The organism is Chitinophaga niastensis, from assembly GCF_003014755.1.
Lineage (GTDB): Bacteria > Bacteroidota > Bacteroidia > Chitinophagales > Chitinophagaceae > Chitinophaga > Chitinophaga niastensis.
This window is the reverse complement of sequence record NZ_PYAW01000010.1, coordinates 40596-62630: the sequence shown is the minus strand read 5'-3', so window position 1 is coordinate 62630 and position 22035 is coordinate 40596. Positions and strand designations below refer to the sequence as shown.

At 37.9% G+C, this 22035-nt stretch carries 15 protein-coding genes; 7 read left to right on the top strand and 8 right to left on the bottom strand.

Annotation, left to right across the window (positions count from 1 at the left end):
* Nucleotides 1-168: 168 nt before the first annotated feature.
* Nucleotides 169-1185, bottom strand: a complete 1017-nt coding sequence (locus tag CLV51_RS27345) for a sensor histidine kinase (protein WP_106531302.1) — start codon at nucleotides 1183-1185, stop codon at nucleotides 169-171.
* A gap of 448 nt (nucleotides 1186-1633) precedes the next feature.
* Between CLV51_RS27345 and CLV51_RS27340 the strand changes: the two genes are divergently transcribed.
* Nucleotides 1634-1981 (top strand): hypothetical protein, encoded by a 348-nt coding sequence (locus CLV51_RS27340; RefSeq protein WP_106531301.1) that lies wholly within the window; start codon nucleotides 1634-1636, stop codon nucleotides 1979-1981.
* Between the two features lie 145 nt (nucleotides 1982-2126).
* Here the strand turns inward: CLV51_RS27340 and CLV51_RS27335 are convergent, their stop codons facing one another.
* From CLV51_RS27335 to CLV51_RS27300, 7 genes are all read right to left on the bottom strand, one after another.
* Nucleotides 2127-2582: a macro domain-containing protein gene (locus CLV51_RS27335; RefSeq protein ID WP_106531300.1), complete on the bottom strand. Its 456-nt coding sequence runs from the start codon at nucleotides 2580-2582 to the stop codon at nucleotides 2127-2129.
* Nucleotides 2583-3015: 433 nt separating this feature from the next.
* Nucleotides 3016-3483 carry a DMP19 family protein gene (locus CLV51_RS27325; RefSeq protein WP_106531299.1) on the bottom strand — a complete coding sequence of 156 codons (468 nt, stop codon included), beginning with the start codon at nucleotides 3481-3483 and terminating at the stop codon, nucleotides 3016-3018.
* A gap of 124 nt (nucleotides 3484-3607) precedes the next feature.
* A complete protein-coding gene (locus tag CLV51_RS27320) occupies nucleotides 3608-3955 on the bottom strand; it encodes a hypothetical protein (RefSeq protein WP_106531298.1) in 348 nt (115 codons plus the stop codon).
* 6 nt (nucleotides 3956-3961) lie between these two features.
* The gene (locus CLV51_RS27315) at nucleotides 3962-8326 is read right to left on the bottom strand and encodes a DUF6443 domain-containing protein (protein WP_106531297.1); all 4365 of its coding nucleotides are present in this window, start codon (nucleotides 8324-8326) and stop codon (nucleotides 3962-3964) included.
* A gap of 43 nt (nucleotides 8327-8369) precedes the next feature.
* Complete coding sequence (locus tag CLV51_RS27310; protein WP_146151392.1) at nucleotides 8370-12479, bottom strand: DUF5977 domain-containing protein; 4110 nt, start codon at nucleotides 12477-12479, stop codon at nucleotides 8370-8372.
* A complete protein-coding gene (locus CLV51_RS27305; protein ID WP_106531295.1) occupies nucleotides 12476-13897 on the bottom strand; it encodes a hypothetical protein in 1422 nt (473 codons plus the stop codon). Before CLV51_RS27305 ends, CLV51_RS27310 begins: the two co-directional genes overlap by 4 nt.
* A gap of 520 nt (nucleotides 13898-14417) precedes the next feature.
* A complete protein-coding gene (locus CLV51_RS27300; protein WP_106531294.1) occupies nucleotides 14418-15623 on the bottom strand; it encodes an IS4 family transposase in 1206 nt (401 codons plus the stop codon).
* 558 nt (nucleotides 15624-16181) lie between these two features.
* Between CLV51_RS27300 and CLV51_RS27295 the strand changes: the two genes are divergently transcribed.
* The 6 genes from CLV51_RS27295 to CLV51_RS27265 all read left to right on the top strand — a co-directional run bounded on the left by CLV51_RS27295 (nucleotide 16182) and on the right by CLV51_RS27265 (nucleotide 21649).
* The gene (locus CLV51_RS27295; protein ID WP_106531293.1) at nucleotides 16182-16538 is read left to right on the top strand and encodes a helix-turn-helix domain-containing protein; all 357 of its coding nucleotides are present in this window, start codon (nucleotides 16182-16184) and stop codon (nucleotides 16536-16538) included.
* A gap of 265 nt (nucleotides 16539-16803) precedes the next feature.
* Nucleotides 16804-17001, top strand: a complete 198-nt coding sequence (locus CLV51_RS27285) for a hypothetical protein (protein ID WP_106531291.1) — start codon at nucleotides 16804-16806, stop codon at nucleotides 16999-17001.
* A gap of 206 nt (nucleotides 17002-17207) precedes the next feature.
* Nucleotides 17208-17612 (top strand): plasmid mobilization protein, encoded by a 405-nt coding sequence (locus CLV51_RS27280; protein ID WP_106531290.1) that lies wholly within the window; start codon nucleotides 17208-17210, stop codon nucleotides 17610-17612.
* Complete coding sequence (locus CLV51_RS27275) at nucleotides 17609-18757, top strand: relaxase/mobilization nuclease domain-containing protein (RefSeq protein WP_158267170.1); 1149 nt, start codon at nucleotides 17609-17611, stop codon at nucleotides 18755-18757. The genes CLV51_RS27280 and CLV51_RS27275 overlap by 4 nt, the downstream gene beginning before the upstream one ends.
* 19 nt (nucleotides 18758-18776) lie before the next feature.
* Nucleotides 18777-20786 (top strand): conjugal transfer protein MobC, encoded by a 2010-nt coding sequence (gene mobC, locus CLV51_RS27270; protein ID WP_106531288.1) that lies wholly within the window; start codon nucleotides 18777-18779, stop codon nucleotides 20784-20786.
* A gap of 23 nt (nucleotides 20787-20809) precedes the next feature.
* Complete coding sequence (locus CLV51_RS27265) at nucleotides 20810-21649, top strand: hypothetical protein (protein WP_106531287.1); 840 nt, start codon at nucleotides 20810-20812, stop codon at nucleotides 21647-21649.
* Nucleotides 21650-22035: the final 386 nt, after the last annotated feature.

Sequence of the window (22035 nt, the reverse complement as noted above, 5' to 3'; positions counted from 1 at the left end):
ATTTGAAAAAACCGATGGTAGAATAATTCAATTATCGGGATTGTTATCTGTATGTCGTTCCACATTTATCGTAGCGTTTTGTAGTCGTCAAAAGTGACCGTTGGTTGAATAAACAATTAACGGGATACAATTTTGCCGTTCCACCTTTATGCAGACTTAAAATATTCTTTACCTTACTTTACTTTCAGATAGTCCAATATTTTTCTCAGGTATGGATATAATAAATTCTGTGCAACCATCTTCTTTACTTTTAATGAAAATAGCACCCCCTATTAATTGAGTGTATAACTGCGCAATGTATAATCCCAATCCGGCGCCGGTTGAATTTGGTGATAATTGTACAAACGGCTCAAAAATCCTTAATCTGTCACTTGCAGGAATGAAGCTGCCTTTGTTTTTAACTTTTATGATTAATGAGTCTTTCCAACAACATTCAATTTGAATTTTACTTTCTGGGAGGCAATGCTTTAAGGCATTCTGAAGTAGATTTGAAATTACCTGATGGAATTTAATTCTATCCGTCTCAATTTCCAATGGCAGATTTGAATGTAGATTTGTGGTAATTTTTACATTGCTTAATGTGGCCTGATATGCAAATGATTCAGGAATAGAGTTTAAAAGACCAGCTATATTGAATTTTGTTTTGGTTAGTGTCATTGCCAATTTCCCTTCACGATACATAACAGTAGTAATTAAATTGTGCAAAGTTTCCATGCCATTAATCAATATTGCTTTTATCGTACTAAAGTAAAACTCATTAGAAGTTGATATTTCATTAGGGAGATCAACAAAATTATTTTCAATCGCTTCAATACAGCTTTTTACTCCTGAAAATTGTGTGTTCATTTCATGAGAAAATATAGCCATAAACCTTTCCATAGCCTCTACTTCAGGCTTGTTGAATTCAGTGGAATTTTTATTTATAACAAATGCTGCCTCAATTACTTTTTCTAAATCAGCCAAAAAATAAATAAATCCGTCTTTTTTTAAATGTTCATGACCACTAAGCACGTAGTGAAGTACTTTGTAATTGTCCCTTAGAGTTGGCAGATCGTAACCAAAGAAGAAATCCTCAAATACCTTTACAGGAGATTTAATCTCTTCCAGTGTTAATTTTAAAGGCTGATTATGCCACTGAGGCCATTTATTTATGTCATCACCCCTTGTTAAATCAATGGAATCCATAAGTTAATTTTTGTGATTAGACAATAGAAATTTGGATCATATGAAATGATCGCACATTGAGATAAAATGTATATGAAAAGGGGATGTGGTTAACAAAAAATGCGCAGGTCACATCCCACCGTCATTGAGGTACTGGTATACCCATGGGACAGGCAGGAGGACCCACGCAGTATTGCATGGGCCTTAACCTAACCTCTTGTCCCATTTTAAAAATTACCAGTTTTCAATGACAAGAATTTAAGCAAAGGCTTCAAATAATTTTGAAGAAGCGCAAATATACTAAGTTTTGCGTGTTACCATTATTTTTGATATTATTTGAGATCAAAATTAAAACAAAATATCAAAATTACAAAAAAATTGTAATAAAATTCAATAAAAGTGTAAAATAATACGGAATTACCATAATGCAATCTGATGATTTACAACGAATTTTCAAATATTTTGCAATATGAAAATTCATATAGGGCAAATTATTCATGAAACTGTTCAAAGACTTGGGATAAAAACTAAAGACCTGGCAAATGGTATTAATGTTGGTGCGACAACAGTATATGATATATACAAAAGAGAATCGCTAGACACTGTACAATTGATTAAAATTTCTGTTTTCCTGAAAACGAATCTATTGCAGTATTACTTTGAAGAACAACCATTGAAGGGGTTAGTGAATAATGATATTTCATCATTGAAAAAGGAGTTTGAAGAATTAAAGTTAACTGTAAAAAGAAAAGATAACCTTATTGAAGAGTTGGAAAAGTTAAATAAAGTATTGCAGAAAAGACTCGATATGAATTGATTCGTGGCATAAAACCCAAGGGAATTTTTGATGCCCTGTTTGATAATTGTAGATTTTGTAAATCCTTTTAAATACTGGTCATCTGCTTTGCTTGTTTTGGAATTAGTAATTATTATTGGAATTATTGATTTATTGCTATTTATATTTATCCTGGTTTATAATTCTCTACTATAAATAAATCTATCTCCGGGAAGTGGCTTGAGATTTCATTTATGGCTGTTTTTACTTCATCCCAATTTAAGCCACCTAAGCCTGCTCCAATTTTAGGCAAAGCAATTTCTTTAATCTTCAATTCTTCTGCTATTCCAAGCATCTTCTGCAAAGCAGACTTAACTGATTTCAGTTCTGCTTTAGTTTTCCAGGTTAATTGTGTGCCTAAATTAAATACATACCCTGCTCCATAGTCAAACAAGAATACCTCGCCTATTTTAAATGTTTCATTCCTACATAGTTCCTTATATTGCTTATACATTTCAGGAAACCGACCTTTAAACTGAATAGCTATACCTTTGCCCATTGCCCCTGTGCAATTACAACCATGTGCATAATTTTTAACATGCGGCAAGTTAAAAATATCTCCAAACTCTATATAAGTAGTCATTACTTTCTATTATTCCAGATTAATTCAAAATCTTCTTCAGTTATAAAATATTTGTCTTCCAGATCAAGTTCATCCAAAGACTGGTCGCATTACATAGAATCACCTTCGGTGGGGTTTTCAGTAGAGAGATATCGTTTCCAATTGGGAGAAATCTCAATTTGCCTTATGGCTGTGCCATCCTCAAAATGTAGATAAAATAGAATATCTGATTCATCCCAATACTTTTTTACAAAGAAATTTTCCAGGATTTTACAGCTTAAGTACTGAAATTCCTCCTAGAAAAAATATGCCTGCAAAATATCTAGCTGTTTAGGACCATAGAAGTTCAGATCTTTTCAACTTCGCAAGGTTAGGGGTTTTGGTTAGTTCTTCGCCTAGCGGGGGCACTCTTCAAACGCCCATTAATTCAACAATATTCATCTAAATGGATTAATTAATATGCTTTCAAATAACCTCCCAATAGCTCTTCTATATTTTCTTTTTCATCATCATAGTACTGGTCATCGAGATCGTCTAAGGATTTAAATAAAACGTCATCATTAAATAAGGTACTAATTTCCTTATTTAATATCCGCTTTCTAAAAACAACATCCGAATCATTATCCTTATTTACTAATTTATATGCTTTCTCCAACAGCGTTGCTTTTCGATTAGCACCAATAGCAATTAGGGCGCGGATTGTTTCAGTTGTAAATTGGCCATATCCGTTTACATAATATTGTTGAAAGCCACCATTGAAAATCTGGTTATCCAAAACAACAATCAGATATGTGGTTTGCAATTTATTAGAAAGTCTGGTTATATATTCATACCATTTGGTATGTTTGCTTATTAACCATTCCTCCATTATCCCTGCTACAGCATCACGATAGTTTTTTTTTATTATCTCTTGATTTGCCATAGCCTAAATCTCAAGCTAAATGTTGCAGTGAATTAAATATAATGGCAGCAATAACTAACAGAAAGTAGAAATTAATTTTAGGTTCCTTGATTTCCTTTAGATTATTCCCAACCATATATCAGACTTAAATAAGCTCATGTAGAAAATCACCGGTTTGATCACTTAATATAGTTTTCTGACCATCTTTCTCATAGATCAGTTTGAGTACCCCTTTATTAGGACCATTCTCTATTGCCATGACCCCATCCAATAGACATAGAAATGTGAAAACTCCTGCCTCAACTGATCTTCTTATTATCCTAGTCACAAACTCTTGATTCGCGCTGTCCAAATTATTGAACCAATTAGATTCTTCAATTGTATCCTTTGCAGGAGACCGGCCAGGAGGGTCCAACAAGTTTTCTTTCACCCCAGAAATAGTTCTTTCTATTGAGCGTAATCTAATGATATCAACGAATTCTTCCTTATTCATATTTTATTATTTAATTTTTTCTAATATTTTTCCATACATTCTTTTGTTCAAATTTAGTATTTCGAACTGACTTGAAAGTGGAGCATTTGTATATTTCCTTAGATTCCAAAGATCATGTGCCAATTGCTGCCTCGCAGTCCCGGCTCCTCCTGTTCCCTTAAAGTTAGGTATCTTTAAATGTTCGCGAGTAGGCAAAGCTATCGAAGGTGCCAAATTCTCATCATACCCAGGGAATGCATTAGGAGCTGGTTTTTTTTGTACAAGGTGGTGTACCGCCAGGTCGTCATAAGTTAATTCCCTTGCCTTTAGGTCTTTAAATAGTCCAACTTCATAGGGCTTTATACCTTTAACAGTGTTTAATTCCTCTGCCTCTCTCGCAACCATTGATAGCTCTTCAATCGCAGCATCTCCAAGGACACCTTCAACTCCTGCAATGCCAGTAACGGCACTCAGAGGATTTTCCGAAAGATCATTAAAAATTACTTGTGGAGTTGTGGTTCCTGTTTCTAATCTATAATTAAAGTTCTGAATTCCTCTTATCGCTAAACTTAATGTGGTAGAAGCACCTTCAATCATATTTCGCTTGAAATTTTCAATGCCAACGCTTATGATCCGTTCAAACAAATTTGGTTGAGCCATTGCCTTTACGCCTATACTCGCAATTTGATTAAACCCATTGGTAGTAAAATGTTGTATTCCCCCTTCTACAAGCCCTTTTCCAGCTAGGTTTTGGCCAAAGACTTCAACCTCATCCAGGAGGATAGAACCATTACCATTTTGCCCAATTCCAAGCTGAAATGCTAGCCAGGTCCATCCAGGATCATTACCATCAGGATCTGTAAAAGAAATGGGGTTATTAAAATTACTGTTATAAGGAGAAACCCCAGGATAAGTATTACCAGAGGGGTCCATTTGCCACCAACGACCTATTTGCGGATCTAAAGTGCGATAAAAGGCATCATACTGATTAAGTCCAATCTCCGTTGTTTGCTCAATGCCATTATAATTATTTTTATTCTCGGCATATGGATTTTTCAAAGCCTTTGAACTGATCCCTGCCATCGAAAGGCCAAACGGGTAATAGTGCGTTTCTTCCAGTAGCGGCCCGCTATTATGTGCAACAACAATATTATCAAAAAACACGTCCTGGATACTTTCATTGCTGGTGTATACATAAAAGAATCCATCCTTTTTAATGACCATTCTATCTGTAGCAAGCGTCTGTAACTCATTGGCGTTACCTTGCACTTGTTTTACACCACTATTTTCATCTACGAGATTCAATAAATCATCAAAAGCAACAAAATTCAGATAGGCTTTGGGTTTCGTGGATTGATTTTGTAACGGATCTTTGTTCTGTAACTGTTGGTAATTGACACTGGTAAAATTACTCGTAATAGGAGATCCTGGCCCCGCCCCATTGCCATGCGCCCCATCTCCAGGCGCAGTACTGGAAGTGAAAGCCTGTAATAAAGCGGTTACCATGTCTGCCGGGGTTGAACTGGAAATATTGGCAGCTGTAGACTTATAGAATGCTTTGGAGCCCAATTGTATCGTATCCCCTGCCATTACCCGCAAGACTATAGAAGGGCCAATTTTTTGTGTGCCGGCAGTAGCATTTAGTTTAGACACATAATCATTGGGAGAAGTGGTGTTATCTACTGGATAGCCAACGGGTTTCACAGTCCGTGTATTATCTATGTTGGAAAATAAAGCATTTTCCTTTGCTGAATTAGCAGTCTCCATAGTGGCTGCATAGGTAGCCGTATTGGTTTGCTCAGTAAGCACCATACGAGTATTATCCAAATGGTCTGATATAAAGTAATCGTATACGAGTGCCGGAGGCTGGCCACTGGCATACAAAACCCTTACCCTCCCTTCATCATGAGCGAAGTATTGTAAACTATCATTCTTATAAACAAACCCGCCAATATAATCTGTAGTTGTAATACTTCCGCCACCTGAAAAGTCTGTTACCTTTTTACGCAATCTATTTCCAGCAGCATCATAGGTGAATGCTATATATCCTTTGCCCAGCACAGTAATACTATCTGATAGGTTTAGGTAATTATAAGGCAAGGGACTCATTAATCTGTTCATGTCCACAGCAAGATTCCCGGATGCATCATAGTTATAATCCTGCGATTCGTCGTTTACGATTTCTTTGAAATCTCCCAATTTGCTTTGAGGGTCGTTTTTCTTATCTGTAACAAAAAATAATTGATTGGTATAAGGTATATATCCGTATTTAAGGCTATCAATTACGGCGATACCTAACCCTTTCATGCCCTTCTGCAGCATGCCGGTTATATTACTATTAGCATCGTAGGCCAGATTACTGACTGAAAAATCTACCTTATCTACCGTCCAATTAATGCTCCCCTGATTTTGCTGCGAAAAATCTGCTTTTAAAAGCCGGTTAGCATTGTCATAACTGTAACCAAATGCCCTGGCAATACCATCTCCACGGCTTTTCCATTTTGCCCCGGCAATGCTGCCATTATACTGGTTTGTATTAAATCCATAATCGTAGGAAAGTTCCTCGCCAAACCAGTTCGATGTACTATTAGAAGTATTTATATAATCTTTGTTCACACTCTTTAGCCAGCCCTGGATCGTAAATTCATAATTTAAGGTCTCAATGGGAACCTGGTTGTTTATGCCAATACTTTTAGTTTTCAGAACGCCACCCTCATCATAATTTAAGTAGGCTAAAATTCTTTTTGAAGGTAAGCTGTCATTTACCGTCATATCTATTTCAAAGGGTTTACCAGTAGGATCATAAATTATTGTTTTAAGAATAGTGGTCTGTGGTGTGACTGCGCTGTGCGGATTGGTATGCCGTAAATAAGTGCTCAGCACTTTACCGGTAAAATCGTATAAATAGGTATTTACCTCTTTACCTGAATTAATATTATCCGTTATTACCTGAATTTTTCTTCCTTTGTCATTATAGTAGATGGTCGCAGCAAGCCATTGATTGGTCCCTATTATTCTTACCCGCAGGCCTGTAACCAGACCTCCTGTACGGTGGCTAATGGCTGAATTGGGTTCCGCATTTGATGCCGCACTTTGAGGTTTGGTAAAATCAGTTGTAACAGCAGCCTGTACTCCTGGAAAAGCATAATTATCATCGTAATAAATTAAGGATTGATCGCTAAGGTAGGCAGGAGCTATAAATGGAAAGGTACCTGGAGGAGCGCTATTCGTAAGTATTTGCAGGGCATCCCGGTTATTCGCTGATTGATAAATGGCAGTTCTTAATGGTCGGTTTAATCCATCGTAAAAGGTAAGCATCCATTGGCTTTTCGCCTTCATATTGCCATCCCGCTGCATTACCGGCCTATCTAAAGGATCATATACCGTTTCAATTGAATCGGCGCCTGGTGGTTTTGTTACAATATTCCGACCTCTTTCATCATATTTATATTGAGAACATAATCCAGGGGCTACATTAACCGTATTCCAATAACCGTTTACAAAATACGTTGCAAGGGGAGGAATAACGCAGCGTAGATTGCCTAAATCATCATAAACAAAGTAGGTACATAGCCATCCCGTTTGTCCAGTCGCAGGAGTGGCGGATAGCTGTATTTTCTTTAATACAAGCCGTGAATTTTTATCTACGTACTGAATCACCTGGGCACCTGTTTCATCTTTATAGGTGCTTTTAAATAATTGCCCGGCATCAAAACTTTTAGTACTTACAGGAATCCCATTGGAAGGAAAATCCCATACACGCACGGAATCAGCCACCGTATTAACCATAAGGTATTGTTCCTGGGGCTTTTTTCCTCCTTCCTTCGCCCAAGTATTTCCAGGGTTATAGTTTCTTATTGCAGTAGAAGAGGGCGCATCTTCATATTCAATTTGCGCATAAAAAATATTTTCACCTTTACTGCTGGGACTTAAAAAATTATCCTGGTAAAATCCCTGCTGGCTATTAAAGGGGTCCATTTTAAATTTACCATCATTATTATTGCCGCTTTGCTGGGCATAAGGTAAGTACCGGTACTGGGTTCTCCCATAGCTATCATAAACAGAAGATGAAACCAGGTCTTTCCCGGAGCTGCTAACTCCCTTGACGACTGTCTGAATGGGCCTGTTAAGTCCATCCGTATATTGGGTTTGTTGACTGACTTCCTGCACTGTTCTTGAAGCGTTCGTAACTATAAGCGGGTCTGTGATCGCCACCTGGGACACCCAGGTCCTCACATAATTAATCCCAGGATTTTGATATGCAGCAGGTACGGGTACCGGGCTGGCAGCAGGACGTGTCGTGGCAGAAGGTATTACCTGTGCATCTATTATTTTATAAAAGAATAGACAGATACCAATTGCGAGTATATTTTTTATTATCGGGGAAATCATAAAATTGATTGGATAATTTAAAAAATTATTGTTCCTAAAATCGTCAAGGGCAGGTGACGTAGCCGCCTAAATAAGTGGGTCCGTGAGAACCATCGGAATACCGGTACCAATAAGCGCTTTTACAATTGGCTCCTCCATCGACTGCCACTACGAAATCTTCCCGAACACCCAATTCGCAGACACCACCGATGATAGCATGATCAACACCTACACAAGAGCAAGCCGTATTTTGATTGACATAATTTTGTCCATTTTTTAAAATATCTGCCATTGCCATTGCGTAGGCTGCGGTGAAATCATCTGCGGTATATGTTCCTGCCGGAATGGTATATACTCCCGTACCTGGGGTAAATCCTTGTCCACAACCCTGTTTGGTAAAAGTCTGTGATACAGCCAGATTGCTATAGGATTGCCCGCCACAATTTTCCGGTTGCCCGGCATAATTGTAACAGATCCGCTTTAAAATATTTTTATGCTCATCTTTAACAAAACACAGTCTTCCCAGTGGATCATACTCATTAAATACTGTCCGACCATTTTCATCAGTTTCAGAAGTGATACCTATTAGAGGTAGATAGGTATAAGTAGTTATGGTAGCATCCACCGGATACACTCTTACTTCATCAATGCCAACTCCATCACTGAGCACCATATTGTTGGTGTATGGCTTAGACACATAATTCCAATTGCCTGCGGACAAATAACGATAATCAATTTTATAGCTCCGAGAATCAGCTATGTTGAAGGGAACCGTATAACTACCGATGTTATATTTCTTACCTGCATAAGGATTATCGGTGGCAGCATTCGTAATATCTTCAAATCCCTGGTAAAAGAATCCTGCAGGTATGTTTACGGTAGGTTCAGTTGAAAAAGCATAATTCAAAGAAGTACTTGGATTTGGCTGGCCGGAGATAATTTGAAAATTGTTAGCGGTTATCGTGTAGGTACCCGCTGGGAGATTTGAAAATAAAGCGGAACGAGGGTTAGCTATTTTATAGGTATTCCATATATCCGGTACCTGACCTGTGCTAACTACATTACATAAATTACCACTTTTAACAAGAACAAGATTTTTCGAAAGGAAATAGGAACAATACCTGGCTTCACCAGTAGGGGGAGCTACCAATTGCAAATAAATATTTCCGGGTTGAGAAAGGGTGATGGTAGCCGTTTGAGTCTGATTATTTACTGCCGACATGATCCCATTGGTAACATTTCCGACAACTCCTTTTTCGATATGGGCTGCATGTGCATTTTTCACAACTGCTACCACATATTCATTATTGTAACCCCATTGATAACCAATTTCAGGGGCGTTTGGATTCAAAATATGAACAGGACGGCCAGAGGAACTATCAAAACTTAACGCTTGCTGCAGCTTTATATAAGAAGGAAGCCGATTCAAGGTGGTTCCGTCAAATGTTCCAGCAATGGAAGAAGGTAGTGGGCTGGCATTTTGAAAGGTAAGGTTCTGTGTTACTTTCAGGTCACCTGAGCATAGTGGTCTAAAATCTGAGATACTAGCATCTAATAACTGTTGTCCGGTACTGCTTAATTTCCAGGTCTCTTGTGAAATAGGGATATTGATCATGTTGGCATCATTCATTACTTTGAAGGCTATTATATTGGCTGAATTGTAATCCGCGGTATAATAATTTCTCTGCTGAATGGTATCACCAATACTATTGGTAGTGGTAATTTTTTTGGGATAATAATTTATGTTATCATTTGTGAACGTAGTAACAGTTTGCGTAAAATTTCCAGTGCTATCATATTTTTTGTTGGTGACAGATAGTAATTCGGTTCTTCCTACCAATGGTAAATAACTATCATTAATCAACAGCACAGAGCCATTATAACCATTGTACAACCCCTCTGGGCACATGAGCACCTGTTTTGCTTTCCATCGAATGGAGCCCACCCCGTTAGAATTTAATCGTGAAATGGAAGCGTTATAGTTGTTAATGGTCTCAAAACTGGGATTATTATTCTTATTCAATTCTAATTTTCTTTTCAACATTCCATACACCCAAGGCAAACACCTCTGATTGGCTGAGAATGGGGCTTGCTGCAGGGGCACTGAAATCGGAAAGTCTGTTGGGGAAGTAAACTCATAAACGGTTTTGCCGATATTATTTGCAGTGGATCCTTGGTAAACCTCCACTCGGCTATACATGTGGGGTAATAAATTATACTTAGATGGATGGTCGCTCAACTCCTGGTAAGATGGGATTGTCTGGATGGTGGTAGCGGGTGGTGGGGTAAATAAGTTTTGAACAACGGCAACTGCAATGCAAATAAATACATTAAATCCCAATAACTCTGCGATATCAGCCGCTTTAATCTTTTTATCATCCGTTATCACCAGTTTGGCCGAAGATGCCGTGTTATAGCTCATGTTTACCGGTTTATAGGGAGTAGATGAGGGCGGCAAAACCAGGTAATTTGAACTGGTATCCAGTAATAAGGGAGTTTCATAACCCCATCCGGAAGAGCTACTATCTACATTCACATAGCGGTAGTCATTTATTATTTTTTTGGTAGTATCTACCATATCGATTTGTGTAGTGCGCCGGACTCTGATCCCGCCCGACAAAACAGTAGATGCCCCAAAAGCTGCAGTATTATTTTCATAGTCAAATTGGAGCTTTCCCCCTGCCGGATATTGTACTTCTTTTAATGCCCCAATTACAGGGGGACCTACCGCAGCAAACCTATGCGTATTAAGCGTTAAGGCCCTGGTGCTATTCCAGGCTAAATCAGTGGTTGAATAATCCTGCCCCTGGACATCATTATTAAAATATCCAAAATGGTCCCGTCCTCCTGAAGTGCGGGCTGGCATAGATGCGTAGCCATATTTAGTGAAATAGGAAAAAACATAGGGAGGTTCTAATATGGAATACAACCCGGATTTCTGAATTGAATTCAGACATAACCTTGGGTACTGCAGCTCATTAGCGGCAAATGAATAATTAAAAGCACGGAGGGTATCCTTAAAAAAATAGTTGTAATTGAATTGGTATCCCGTTGTCTCTATGCTATCTCTTAGAACAACCATTTGTTTTAATGCCTTTTCTCCAGGCAGGTCCACCAAATCCGTATCAAAATATTTAAACAATACATTTGTTTTTCCACCGGGGAAAGCAATCCCTGTAATCCTTTTTCTTTTACCAGAAAACCTTTGCTGAATACTTTGGGTGGTAGCCTGTCCTGTACCGCCAACTATATTTAAGGCATAGGCACCGGAATAGCCTATTAAATAATCAAGATTGTAATCAGCATAACTAAAAGTAATTTTGTTGGAGGATAAAGGGTCATAGATTTCTGTGAGATACCAACTGGTAATCACGGAATAATTATTTATTTTATATTGCAGATTTATTAAAGTTTGATTAAAGGTTGTCGTTGATGCCGCTCCTCTTTCATAGCTGATGACCTTACTGGTTTCGGGAGCTAAAAAGGTATATCTAATGCCAACTTCATCGGTGATAACAAAACCGCTGATCCTCGTAATAATGCTGTCGGCGGACATATCCTTTTCTAATTTCTCGATTTTCAATTTTGAATTATCCAGCGGAAGGATATTACCATTACTAGCGATAATAAAACTTCCGGTTCTTCCTCCATACTGAAATACGAAAATATCTTGTTCTAAATCTATCATTACCGAGGAATCTGGTTTGTAATAATCGGAACTCCAGTTATAGGGAATAAGTGGTACAAATCCACCCCTGGGAGAAATAGGATTTAATAAATTGGTGTAGGGCGGGTATAAATAGCCGGAGCTGTACCTGTCTCCTGAATATACACCACCTATCTGATCATCCGGTACTCCGTTTGTATTTCTTACAATGACCCCGCCCGCCTGTAAGCGCCAGCCAAGACCTGTGCTAGTCGGAATCTCATCTACTTTAATGCCACTTCCCCCGGTATAATCTAGCGAAATATTAGAGGAAAGGCGGTTGCCATCTGTATACTGAAATAGTGGAACATTGAAGGAGGCGCTTCCTGTCGGAAGATCTACCTGGCAAATAGCGGTAATGGGTAACAATAATTGCAGGAAAATGAAAAAGGGATAAAATTGTTTTTTCATAAAAGGACCGTTGAATTTATTGTTTAATAGATTTGAAATTATAGGTGGATAAATCAAAAATTATAGCCTGTTCGCAGTTTAAAAGGATCTGTCCTCGGCACATGCTGATTGGATAAAAAATCAAAGAGCAAAATGATATTACCCTTTAATTTGCTATTGATGTTATATTTTTTACTGATCCCTATAAGGCCGCTCTGTGTCCACTGCTGACCAAGGCCATTGACTAAGCCAACATAATTAGGTTGATAGTTTTGCTCATAGCCGCCATTAAGGAAAATGGTTCCTTTTATCTTCCAGTCGATAAAGGAACGAATACCTACTCCCTGGTTGGAGAAGTGGATATTATCAAAGCCGGTACCCATGCCCAGCTTGTAGGAAATCCCTACACCCGTACTCCCATTCTTATGGAACTTGTAAGCTACCTGTCCTGCCAGATCTCCGATAGTAGGAAAAAATTTATTACTACGCTGAAACTGAATATTACTACCAAACTCCAATCGTTGCATAAAACTTTTCGATTTCATTTCACTGGGCTTAAAATTGGGCATATCCCCAGCATTATTAAGTTCAGGGAATTTGCTTTTCAATTCATCCATTTTGCTACGGGCTTCCCCCATCTGTTGATTCAGTGCAGCATTAGCATTAGGGCCGCTTCCAATGCGTTGCTGAATCAAATTTTCTACCTGGCATCTGGTTTGCAACCCTTCCAAACTTTGAGTGGAAGCAGCAGTGGTTTGGATATTAAAAAGACTTGCCAGTTGAGAATGCTTCTGCATAAAATCAGTGAAAGCAGGTAACTTTTGAATGATCTCCATTGCTTTCTGTTCTGCCTTCCTTTTATCTTTAAAAACTTCTTTATATTCTCTTAACTGCTGTCCATAATAAAAAGCTTCCTTGTTCATCCTTTGCAGGTCTTTGGAGAAGCCGGTATATTGTTTTAGTTGCTCGGTCAATACTTGCCTACGTTCCCGTATATATGCTTTTATCTCTTCTACCTGTTGTAGTTTATCTTTCAATTGTCCTACTGAGTTAATGGAGCTGCTCAATTTATCAGTGATACCCTTTGACTGATTCAATAAATCTTTGGATTGTTTTAGGAAAGCCAATGAGTTTTGGAGGCTGTCCAGGTAAGGCCCCCCAGATTGCATTAAAGGATGGGATATCTTGCCCAGCTTACCTTGCATGCGTGCTTTTAAATTTCCCAAAGAGTCAATTGAGTTTGAAAAAAGTTGTTTTGCCCTGGTGGAGTCAATTCGGGCGAGTCTTCTTTGCATCCTCCCTTCTTCATTGATAAATCGGGCCAGTGCTTTTTCAGTTCTTTGACTAACCTGTTTTTCTAACTTATCAGACTTCTTATTTACTTGGGAAAAATATTTATCAGGTATCTTATTATGCTTACTGGTAGTACTATCCTGCGCCTGAATTCCCAATAACAGCAACAGTTGAAAAAATATAAGTAAATAAAGAGGTTTCATGTGATCAATAGCTTCAGGGTAAAAGGAAATACGGAGCCTGTCTAAATTCAGTCTTTATTAAATGCCGGTAGTGCCGAGCTAAATTACAATGCCATAATAGATTGAGGCGTATAATTCAAAGTGGTATTTATGCTAATTTTTTGGGTTGTAATATATTTCCACATTTTATGTTAATTCTTACCGGATAAATATTCACCTTTAAACATTCAATGCTTAAAGGTCATCCACGTAAATTAGCGTTCAGTCAAAGGTTACAAGGTGGCTTTCCTTTCAGGACTTCTGCCAATAATGAAAATGTATTTTGTATGATATGTAATGGATACTTATGGTATACAGATACTAGAAAATGGGTGATTTTTAGAATTGACCAAAGTGATTAATTTTCCTGCTATTTTAATTGATTCTAACACATTGTTGTCCGGGTAAAATCGACATAAAATAGCCTGTATCTCTTTGTGAGTAAGTGATACAGAAGGAAAAAATATTATAATAAAATCCGGGGGAGCTCCCCCGGATTTTATTATGGAGAAAAGTCCAGCATTGCATTATGTATTTTTCTCCATGCTTTATAAGTGTCTTTAATGAACTCCAGTAATCCTACATAGCTCATCAGATGAAGTCTTATTACAGTAATCATATTGGAAAAAGACTTTTTGGTTGCAGCTTTTCTCCTTATTACGACCATCAACAGTTGTGCAATCAGCACACAATAGACCTGCATTTTAATGGCATTGGGGCTTTCTCCCCAGAAGTAACGTAACGGAAAGTTCTGTTTGATCTGTTTAAAAAGCAATTCGATCATCCAGCGGTTTTTATAAATGGTAGCTATCTGGCAGGCGGGTAAAGTAAAGTTATTGGTGATGAACATATACACTTTGCCCTCATCTGACTTAAAGGTGATACGTCGCAGTTTTAAGCGCTGGACAACTGTTCCGTTTTGTTTAATTCCTACGGTTACGTATTGCTCCTTCAGCACTGCTTTCCTGTTGTGTTTGCGGGTCCTGTCAATCAGTACTTTGGTCACATGAAAAAGAGCATTATCCCTTTCCCGGGTTACAAACCAAATCTGCTGTTCACTCCATTTAGCGAACCGATGATAGGTTGTATACGCTTTATCGAATACCAGCCAGCTATTTGCGGGCAGCTTCAGGTGATGCAGAAACTTTTGGTCATGTTCACGGGCTTCCGTCAGGCGTACAAATTCAGTAACTCCACTAAAAGCATCCATCATGGCATGGACCTTGAATCCACCTTTCTTTCTGCTGCCATCTCCACGGGCACGGCCTACACCACGCAGTATTTCACTGAAAAGCTGAATTGTACTGCTATCAACCACTTTCAGATTGCGGATACTCAGCCCTTTTAACCGGCTGTCCGAGATAAAGCTGTGATACTGGCGTAGTAGTCCGTAATAAATTGTTTCAAAGACCCGATAACTACGCCTATTATTGGCATCGGAGAGCGTACTGCGGGCAGGAGCTTTATCCAGCCCCAGGTGGCTAAGTTTTCCCTCACAGGCCAGAAGACCCTCACATACTTCACGAAGGCCATTACAATAGCTGAAGACACCATATAACAGACTTACTAAATGAAGCCGAAGTGGTAACCGCTTGTAATAACGGTTCGCGTTATGTTTCCTGCTCGCAGTATGAATTACTGTTGACGGTATTACATTTAATATTTGTGATAAGATCGGCTGTCCGGGAAATTTTTTAAATTCGCTCATTAGTTATTGTTTAGGTGTGGTAACTCAAACATAACTAATTAGGGCGGTTCTATTGAACTGCCCTTTTTTTGCCCTTTAAATTATTGTTTACCCGGACAACAATGATTCTAACAGATAAAAATCACTACATAATGGAGAGTTATCCTGATTAAAATAAATCCATTTACTCTTTTTCGGGAAATACATTACCTGGGGAAATACTAAACTTTATTTTCACAGGGCTTATGCAAAGAATCAGATAACTAAGGTATAGTAATTCCTTATTCGGATTGTTAATCGAATGTAAATAGGTATAAATACGAGAATAGATGCGTATAAATACGCTCATATTGAATAAATGAAATATATTAAATGAACAAAAAAATTCAACCCAATAAATTCAAACCTCTCTTCAGAATTTCAATAGTTTCAATTTTTACTTTTTTGAGTATACAAATTACGCCTATATTTTAGCTTCAAGTCCTCCACATATTTTTTACTTTTTTTTCCTAACTATGAATTGCACTATGAAAAATCACTTTTTCATGCAGTTATATTCGTGCAAGATTTTGTGCGTATATGGCAAATGTGAAAAATAGTATTACTTCTTCCCATCCCATTTTTAGAGATCAGCTCGTAACGGTTGCTGATCTGGAAATTTTAAAAACCGAGTTGCTGATCGCATTTAGGCGAATACTTGCAGAAACTACACCGCAATCTCAAAAGAAGTGGCTTAAAACTCACCAAGCCAGAAAATTTTTAGAATGTTCTGCCGGCACTCTTTTAACCCTACGTCAAAACGGTACCCTGGCTTTTACCAAAGTAGGAGGAACTATTTTTTATTCCAGTGAAGAAATAGAAAAGCTATTATCCTCCCGTATACAACTGCATTCCAAGCAAAAATTGCAACGAATAGTTACTGCCAAAAAGACATAATTATGATAAAGTTTTCCAACAACATACCGCCGAAAATTGAAGCAGTGAAAGCGTATTTTCTCCATCGAGGTATTTCCGATCTGGAAGCTACGCATTTCTTCCTGTTTTATGATAGTAAAAACTGGCGTTCAAAAAAGGGTTGCAGTATACGTAATTGGAAAATTTCAGCCCATAACTGGATCATGAATATGGTGCCTACTAATTCACGTTCAACTTTGAATCCTGCAAAATCCAATATTAGTTTATACATAAAAATTGATGTTATATGTGGATAGTGCGCAAGTTCGATGAGGCCGTTGGTATCTACGATGAGGATACATCATTTGTCCGTATGCTACTAGATGAAGAAATAGAACTGGTGAAAAAAGAATTTCCCGAATTGGAAGAAGAAACCGTTACCTGGATACGGATACCTGAAATTACCAGTATCAACACCGGCTTATTACCACCGAAATCACCATAAAAAAAAGTTTGTGACCGTCAGTTAGGATCAGAAGCAAACCGGCTTCTGATCCTAACTGCCCCGGAATTACCCCGCTCACCTGAGCGACTGGGTGAATTTTCTCTGCACTTGTGCGTGCAGAGCAAGATGTATTGCCGTATACGGCAACGAAAAGCTATCCGCTATTTCTCACAGTGCATAGCACCTTATCACATAAAGTCTACTATATGCCACAGAGAAAATCAAAAACAGAAGCAGAACTTAAATATCATCTCCAAACAAAAGTTGATATATCAAAATACACGGAACTACAAAACCTCCTTTCTCAAAGCGCTAATACTGACATGAGTACTCTGCTTAGAGATATACTACATAACCGGGTGATCAAAACAGTTTGCCACGATCAAAGCCTAGATATTTTAATGGAGGAACTAGCAGCCATTAGGTCGGAAATAAAATCAATAGGTGTGAATATTAATCAAATTACTCGCTTGTTTAATACATATCCTGACGAGAAACGAAAAGCATTTTACGCCCGTATTGCATTTGATAAATATTTATTACTTGATGAGAAAATTTCCACCCTGCTTGATTTAATATCTGTAAATGCAAAAAAATGGTTGTCCGAATGAGTACTGGAAAATCAATCAGAGGCGCATTGCATTACAATGAAAGGAAAGTTGAACTGGGAAATGCAGATTTAATTTTCGCTTCAAAGTTTGCATGTGATACAGACGATTTGACATTTCATCAAAAACTAAAGAGGTTTAAAGCCCTGACAAACAAGAACAGAAAAATAAAAACAAATACCCTTCACATCTCCTTAAACTTTTCTAATAAAGAAGAACTAAGCATAGAAACATTACAAGAACTCTCCCTTGATTATATGAATAGAATCGGTTTTGGTGGTCAACCTTTCCTCGTATACCAACATAGGGATGCCGCCCATCCGCATGTTCATATCGTAACTACTAATGTCCAAGCAAATGGCAAGCCTATAAATCTTCACAATATCGCCAAGATTAAAAGTGAACCTGCACGCAAAGCCATTGAAAAGGAATACAATCTCATTGTTGCAGAAGGCAGTAAAGAATCTATCGGTATACACGCTACAATAGATGATATTGTTTCCAGAGTAACCAGCACTCACTTGTATACAACACTTGATGAGCTGAACGCTATTCTACGTCTGCACAACGTTATTGCTGATCGGGGAGAACCCGGTACGCTGCTTTATGAAAGGAGAGGACTAACATACTCACAGCTCGACAGGTTTGGTGGTAAAACCGGTATACCTATTCCCGCCAGCTCAATTTCATCCTTTCCCGGCCTTGACTATATCGAAAAAAGGATGGCGATTAACGGCCTGAAAATTTTACCAATGCGGCAACGAATGGATAAGATTCTTCAGCAAGGCTTACTTAATTCAAACACCGCCCAACTTCTTCAAAAACAGAATATTTTCTGTCACCTGGCGTATAATCCTGCTGGGCAACTGACCGATGTTATTTTAGTTGATAGCCGTACCCGCGCAGCAGTATCGGTAGCTGATTTGAACTATCATCCATCAGAGTTTTACGACAGGTTAAGATTCGACAGTTCACTGTCCAACAAAGATGCCAGTACAGATACAGCACAAACTATTCATAATAACCATCATACTAATCTCAATACAACGATTGCCATCTATCAGCATCTTTTTTCACACGAAAATACTGGAAACGATCTTTTACCCGAATTTTTGAAAAAGAGGAAGAAAAAAAGAAGAAAATTTTAAACAATATAAATACACCGTTATGCAGACAGGGGAAAATGTGCAGGAGCTACAACGGATCTTAGATTTTATCCGGTTGGGTAGTATCGTAATCCTATTGATACATTTTTACATTGCTTGTTATACTACTTTTCAGTATTACGGAATAAGCAATGACTATGTAGACCGTTTTTTTTATAATCTTACTCGTAGCCTTTTTTTCTTAGCCACCTTAACCAAGCAAAAAATAACAATACTATTACTATTAACAATCTCACTTATCGGCACAAGAGGGAGAAAAGATGATAAACTAACTATAATTCCCATTTTTTTTTGTATTATTTCTGGACTTATCCTGTATTTCACCAGTAACATTTTACTGGCTATTCCGAATTACACACTTGCTGATCCCCTCTATATTGTTACTACTACTTCTGGATACATTACCATACTTGCAGGAGGTACCCGTTTAACAAAAGTGCTAAATCTCCGCTACAAGGGAGATATTTTTAATGAGAAAAATGAATCATTTCCACAATGCGAAACACTTATCGCCAATGAATATTCTGTAAACCTCCCGGCACAATATTATTTGCGTGGAAAACTCCGTAAGTCAATAATTAATCTGTATTGCGTTTTTAGGGGCACCATAATTCTGGGTACTCCTGGATCTGGAAAGACATATTATTTTTTTCGACATATAATAAGCCAACACCTAGAAAAGGGTTTCACCATGTTCATCTTCGATTTCAAGTTTCCTGACTTGACCAAAATAGCATATAACCACCTGCTTAAAAACTGCCATAAATATAAAGTGCCTCCAAAATTCTATATTATCAACTTCGATGATTTAAGCCGCACGCATCGCTGTAATGCTTTGGCACCGGAGCTAATGCACGATATAACAGATGCCACCGAAAGCAGCCGGACATTTATGTTAGCTTTAAACCGCGAGTGGCAACGGAAGGTTGGCGATTTTTTCGTAGAATCCCCAATAAATTTCACTACTGCTCTGTTTTGGTTTCTCAGGAAATATGAAAACGGTAAGTATTGCACTCTTCCCCATGTTATAGAACTCGCCCAAATTGAATACCAGCGTCTATTCCCGGTACTTTCATTGGAGGAAGAAATTTCTGTATTAATTAATCCGTTTTTGAGCGCACTGGCTCATGGCGCGAACGAACAACTTGAAGGGCAGGTAGCGTCAGCAAAAATAGCAATGGCCCGAATCTCATCTCCATCTTTATATTACGTTCTTTCAGGCCACGATTTTAACCTTGACGTAAATAATCCCAATGACCCTAAAATTGTGTGTATTGGTAGTAATCCGGCAAAGGCCCAAACATATGGTGCTGTTATATCACTGTATACAGAACGTATGTTTAAGCTGGTTAACCAGAAAGATAAAATTAAGTCAAGTCTGATTTTCGATGAATTTCCAACACTTTATGCTCCTGCCATAGATACAACCATTGCCACAGCCAGAAGTAACAAGGTAGCCACATTCTTAGGTATACAGGATATGTCGCAGCTTGTAAAAAATTATGGTAAAGAATCAGCAGACGTAATCATGAACATCTGCGGTAATATAATATCAGGACAAGTTATGGGTGACACTGCCCGGCAGGTATCCGACAGGATCGGCAAAATTATGCAGGAAAGAGAATCCATTTCTATCAATGCCAGCGATACTTCAATTTCAAGAAACATGCAACTTGATACAGCGGTCCCACCTTCTAAAATCGCCGGATTATCAAGTGGGCACTTTGTCGGTGTATTAGCAGATGAGCCTAGCCAGCCATTGAAATTAAAAGCCTTTCACTGCGAAGCATTAAACAATCATGAGGCCATACGCATTGAAGAATCCGCATACGTTGACATTCCCATTATACGCAATGACAATGATGTTGTAATGCAAACTTATTTGCAAATAAAAAAAGACGTACTCAACATTATAGATACCGAAATATCAAAAATAAAATCTAATCCGGCATTTACTCAACAGGATCAAAAAGGTAGCAGTAACAAGAAATCCAAAAACAAGAGCTTTTAATATTCACTTTTAAAATACTTTTTATGGTCGAAAAAAATTATTCATTTCTTACAGAAACTATCTCTAACCTGGGATTTGGAAATATTTTTGATGAACCACTTCGCAACGCTATGAAATTAGGGATTCAAGTAGTAGAATTGAAAGCAAATGCCAAAAGGAAAATTGGTGATTATGGTTTTAACGTAGTCGTTGAAAAAGGCAAGGCCATTACACCTTCACAAAATCAGGACGATTTCTATTTCGCAAACCGTATCCACGTACAATTTAAGGAACATGGTATCAATGAAGAAAAAAGTCACACCTTCGGTCTTTATAAGCAAAAAGGTTTTACTGTCGCCCAAATGGAAAGCCTCATGCGCGGAAGGTTTGTTCATAATACCTTCCGTAATACTGATACTAATGAAATGGTAGGCAGGTGGCAGTATATTGATTTCAAAATAACGAAGGAAGATGGTACCCATCCTTTAAAGTCGATTTACGACAACAAAATCGAATTTAACGTTGTAAAGGAAATTGGAAATCTACCCGGATTATCAGCTACACAAGAAGAGAAGGAAAGTATGGCAAGGCGGATGAAAGATGGTAGTGATATTGCTGCTTCCATTAGAGTAAATGGTGTAAAGGAAAATGTGTTACTTAGGGCAAATCCGCGTATTGCCGAAATTGAAGCATATAACCTGCAAGGAGTAAAGATCCCGCTTAAACAAAATAACATGCAGCTGTCCGAATCTACTTTAGCCCTGGCACAAGACAACAATATGGGTAAAGCTGTAAAGCTCCTGATAGATGGGGAAACTGGAAAAAAGAATCAAGGCAAGAAAAATACTCCTGCTGGCAAGAAAACTCCTTCTAAAGGTAAGTAAAAATTACTGCGTTAATGTCCAGATAAAGCAATAACAGTTCTTATTCTCCGCAGTTGATCTTTCCAAAACCCGGTGCAAATCTTTGCACCGGGTTTTTGTATCATATTATATCCTTTAACCTGGCAACTGCCCATTTTCGATGAACCATTATATTTTGTATATCATAACGCCCAATTTTATTTAGGCTCTAATCTATAAGTTTTTAATTATCAAGGATAAGTACGAAGGAGTTGTTTCTGCCGATTCAAAATTTGATGTCTTAATAAATGAATTATTGTTTTCTATAATATTTGCCTATTTCTGAAGGTTTTTAGTTATCTTAATTATAGAATAATACTTTCTGTATATAGCAAAACCCGTTTCAGATTATTTAGCTTTAGCGAAAG